The 4,465-nt window shown below is 71.8% G+C and carries 3 protein-coding genes; 1 reads left to right on the top strand and 2 read right to left on the bottom strand.

Annotated elements, in window-relative coordinates:
• Positions 1-903, bottom strand: a 903-nt coding sequence (locus P1P70_RS41175; RefSeq protein ID WP_319247095.1) for a M6 family metalloprotease domain-containing protein, incomplete at its 3' end; no start/stop codon positions are given.
• A gap of 593 nt (positions 904-1,496) precedes the next feature.
• Between P1P70_RS41175 and P1P70_RS41170 the strand changes: the two genes are divergently transcribed.
• On the top strand, positions 1,497-3,260 hold the full coding sequence (locus P1P70_RS41170; protein ID WP_413471661.1) for a putative bifunctional diguanylate cyclase/phosphodiesterase: 1,764 nt from the start codon (positions 1,497-1,499) through the stop codon (positions 3,258-3,260).
• On the opposite strand, the gene P1P70_RS41165 is transcribed toward P1P70_RS41170, so the two are convergent.
• Positions 3,251-4,369 (bottom strand): LLM class flavin-dependent oxidoreductase, encoded by a 1,119-nt coding sequence (locus P1P70_RS41165; protein WP_319247091.1) that lies wholly within the window; start codon positions 4,367-4,369, stop codon positions 3,251-3,253. The genes P1P70_RS41170 and P1P70_RS41165 overlap by 10 nt on opposite strands.
• Between the last annotated feature and the right edge of the window lie 96 nt (positions 4,370-4,465).

The raw sequence follows: 4,465 nt of genomic DNA, 5'->3' as shown, positions 1-4,465 counted from the left end.
CCGCGGCCCCGCCCCCACCGCTTCCAGGGCCAACCGGGTCGTCCCGGTGCCGTGCACGCACGTCACCTGGCGGGGTTCCAGCCAGCCCAGCTTCCACTTGTGCCAGGCGAACAGGTCCGGGGCCAGGGCGAACTGGCTGCCCATGAGGTCCCAGTCGCCGACGTGGGTGTCCCAGTCGCCCTTGCCGTCGGCGGGGCGGTGGTAGAGGTCGGGGAGGTCGAAGACATGGCCGGTCTCGTGGGCGAGGACGAGCCGGTCCGGCGGGTGCCGCTCGAACACGGTGACGACCCGGCGCAGACCTGTGCCGTCGACCTCCAGCGGGGTCTGCAGATTCACCACCTTCGTCGCGTCCGAGTCAACACCGGGCGCGTGCGGGTCGGCCACGAAGTACACGACGTCGTAGCGGGAGAAGTCGACGTGCGGGTCGGCCGTGGCGAGGGCGTCCCTGAGATAGGCGGCCCGATGCGTCGCGTTCCAGTCACGTCGTATGGCGTACGCCGTCGAGGGCTGGGGCATCTCCAGCCACTCGCGCCGCGGATGGGAACGGAGGGCGAACTTGCCGTACGACGCCCGTTCGAAGAACTCGCTGGTGGCCGGAAAGTGATCCGCGGTCAGCTCGGCCGGTGTGGTGAGAGGGGCCGCGTCCGGGAATGACAAGAATACGAGTACGGCGTCGAGGTCGCGGGTGGGGCGTGGATACGCGGAATTCCAGGTGTCGAGGCCCTCCGAGTGGTGCGCCTGGGTGCGCCGCAGGGTGCACGGCTCCGACAGCGGTACGGCGGAAGGGGCCGCGATCAGGGAGGTCGCGGCGAGCGCGGTGAGGGAGGTGAGCATGGCCGCTGTGCTGCGCAGCACGGGCGCCCGGTCGCCGAGGAGTTCCTTCCGGGGGAGCGGACGCTGCACGGGGACCTCCGGATGCGGATCTTGGGAACGCCGCGTCCAGATTTTCGGAATTTGTAGTACTACGCCCTGTTTGCCTGCACCAGAAGGGTGAGGGGCGGCCGATCGGCCCCGTCCTCTCGCACCTCGGAGCGACGGCCGTCAACACCCCGGATGCTCACGGAACGTCACAAGCGGTCCACAGAACGGGGAAGCCGTTCAGCTCGGGGCAGAAACGATCTGTCAGATCAGGTCGTTGTTCAGGGAGACTGGAGAGTGGCTGGAAGGCCCTGGGGTCAGCCTCTATGATCGGCACACTTTCCTGCACGGACACGGCTTGAGCGCCCCTACCTACCAGGTTCGGCCGCTCCGACGAGACATATGAGATCCGTACGAAAACGAGTGCACTGCGGGAGCGAACGGTGAGCGGAACGTCCCAAGGGCCGGCGCCCGCGGCAGATCTCGTCCGGCCGGCGATTACAGAGCGTCACGCGAATGCCTCAGTTCAGTCGTCTGAGCCGCCCCAGCCGTCTCAGTCGCCCCAGCCATCTCAGCCGCCTCAGTCGTCGGAGGAGAGTCCCACGACACCCGCCGCCTTCTCCCTCGCGCCGCTCGCCATGGCCGTCGTCGACCGGGACGGGCTGGTCGTCACCGCCAACGGAGCGATGGAGACCCTGCTCGGGACGGGCCCCGACCCGCTCGTCGGGCGGGTCGCCGCCGACCTGGTGGACCTGGCCTCGGACACCCGCACCTGGCACGCGTACCGCGAGGTGCTGCGCGGACGACAGGCCCGGCTGCGCTGTACCCGACGGCTGAAACAGCCGGACGGGACCTGGTTGTGGGTGCAGGTCTCGGTCGCACCACTGCCCGAGGCGGAGCGGGCGGTCCTGCTCTCGGTCGCCGACATCAGCGCCAACCGTCAGCTTCAGGCCAGGCTCCGCCACCTGCAGATGCACGACCCGGTGACCCGCCTCCCCAACCGCACCCTCTTCTTCGAACAGCTCTCCGCCGCCCTCGAACGGGAGGCCTACGACGAGGCCGGCACCGGCCGCATCGGCCTGGTCTACCTGGACCTGGACGGGTTCAAGGCGGTCAACGACACCCTCGGCCACCGCGTCGGCGACCGGCTCCTGACGGCCGTCGCCGAGCGGCTCACCCGCTGCGCCGACGAGGCCGCACTCCTGCGCACGGCCGGAACGGCGGCCGGGGCACCACTGGTGGCCAGACTCGGCGGTGACGAGTTCGCGCTGCTCGTGGAGGACTCCACCGGCACGGAGCAACTCGCCGACCTGGCCGACTCGGTCCTGAAGGCACTGCAGGCGCCCTTCGACCTGGCCGGTCAGCGGCTGTCCGTCTCCGCCTCGATCGGGGTCGTCGAACGCCAGTCGGCGAGCACCACGGCGACGGGGCTGATGCAGGCCGCCGACACGACGCTGTACTGGGCGAAGGCCGACGGCAAGGCCCGCTGGACGCTGTTCGACCCGGAGCGCAACGCCCACCGGATGACCCGTCAGGCCCTGTCGTCCACGCTGCGGGCGGCCGTCGGACGGGGCGAGTTCGTCCTGGAGTACCAGCCGCTGGTGGGCATGGCGCAGGGCGAGGTGCGCGGGGTCGAGGCGCTGGTGCGCTGGCATCACCCGCAGTTCGGCCTGTTGACGCCGAATCGGTTCATCTCACTGGCCGAGGAGGACGGCTCGATCGTCCAGCTCGGGCGGTGGATCCTGGCCACCGCCTGTCGGCAGGCGCGCCGCTGGCAGACCGACCACCCCGACCGGGCCCCGATCTTCGTCAGCGTGAACGTGGCCGTGCGCCAGGTCTGGGACTCCGACCTGGTCGCCGATGTCGCCGAGATCCTCGCGGAGACCGGCCTCGCGCCGCACCTCCTCCAGCTGGAGCTCACCGAATCCGCGCTCATGGGCTCGGCCGGACGCCCGCTCCAGGCCCTCAAGGCCCTCAGCGACATGGGCGTCCGCATCGCCATCGACGACTTCGGCACCGGGTACTCCAACCTCGCGTACCTCAGCCGCCTGCCCGTGTCGGTGCTGAAGCTGGACGGGGCGTTCGTCCGGGGGTTCCAGTACGAGGCCGGGGAGGAGGGCGGGGGGCCCGGTGCGGCCGGGGTCGCCGCCGCCGCTGCCGCCGGTGACGTCGGGGACGCCGGGCAGCCCAACCCCGCCGACGAGATCATCGTCGAGGCGCTCGTACAGCTCGCCCACCGGCTCGGGCTGTCCGTCACGGCGGAGGGGGTGGAGACCGACGCGCAGGCCTCGCGGCTGCGCCGGCTCGGCTGCGACACCGGGCAGGGGTGGCTGTACTCCCGCGCGGTGCCACCGGAACGGATCGCGGAGCTGCTGGGGGCGGCGGCCTGCCCTCAGGCCTGAGGGGCGCCCTCCTCCGCGGGAGGGGCGTGCGGCAGGTCGTAGGCGTCCGCGATCAGGTCGTACGAGCGCAGGCGTACGTCGGCGCTGTGCGCGTGGGTGGTGAGCATCAGCTCGTCGGCGCCCGTGCGCTTGTGGAGGTCGTCGAGGCGGGTGCGGACCTCGTCGACGGTGCCGTGGACGACGTCCGCGTTCCAGGAGTCGATGAAGTCCTGTTCGACCACGCTGAACTCGTACGCCTCCGCCTCCTCCGGCGTCGGGACGAGACCGGGGCGACCGGTGCGCAGCCGGACCATGTTGAGCGCGGCGGCCCTGACCTGGCGGCGGGCCTCCCTCTCCTCGTCGGCGGCGAGGGCGGAGACGCCGATCAGCGCGTACGGCGCGTCCAGGACCGCCGAGGGGCGGAACGACTCGCGGTACAGGTCGAGCGCCGGGATCGTGTTGCGCGCGGAGAAGTGGTGGGCGAAGGCGAAGGGGAGGCCGAGGGAGCCGGCCAGACGGGCGCTGAAGCCGGAGGAGCCGAGCAGCCAGACCGGGGGGCGGTGCGGGGACTGGACACCGCCCGGTGAGGTGCTCTGGATCGGGCCCGGGACCGCGTGGACACGGCGGTAGGGGTGGCCGTCGGGGAAGTCGTCGTCCAGGAAGCGGGTCAGCTCCGCGAGCTGCTCGGGGAAGTCGTCGGCGCCCTCGTTGAGGCGGGCCGAGCGGCGGAGGGCGGCGGCGGTGGCGCCGTCCGTGCCCGGCGCGCGGCCGAGGCCGAGGTCGACGCGGCCGGGGGCCATGGCTTCGAGCGTGCCGAACTGCTCCGCGATGACCAGGGGGGCGTGGTTGGGGAGCATCACGCCGCCCGAGCCGAGGCGGATGCGGGTGGTGTGGGCGGCGAGGTGGGCGAGGATCACGGCCGGGGAGGAGGAGGCCACGCCGGGCATGGAGTGGTGTTCGGCCACCCAGTAGCGGTGGAAGCCGCGGCGCTCCGCTTGGCGGGCGAGGGTGACGCTGGTGCGGAGGGCGTCTGTGGCGGTGCGGCCGGCGCCGACGGTGACCAGGTCGAGGACGGAGAGGGGGAACTGGGCGGTGCCCTTGGTTTCGCCTCGTATCTCGGCTGTGGTCACGGTGGGGCCTCCCGGGGTGCGTGCGGTGGGTCGTGGGTACGGGGGCGCTAACAGGAGGGTGGCTCCGGTTATTCCCTCGCCCCCGCCGCCCCTACC

The sequence above is a fragment of the Streptomyces sp. MB09-02B genome (genome assembly GCF_033794485.1).
Lineage (GTDB): Bacteria > Actinomycetota > Actinomycetes > Streptomycetales > Streptomycetaceae > Streptomyces.
This window is presented reverse-complemented; position numbering and strand designations above follow the sequence as displayed.

What these genes read in the sequence shown, in the direction of transcription:
- P1P70_RS41170 (WP_413471661.1), top strand. Translation starts at nt 1,497, where the DNA reads ATGGCCGTCGTCGACCGGGACGGGCTGGTCGTCACCGCCAACGGAGCG.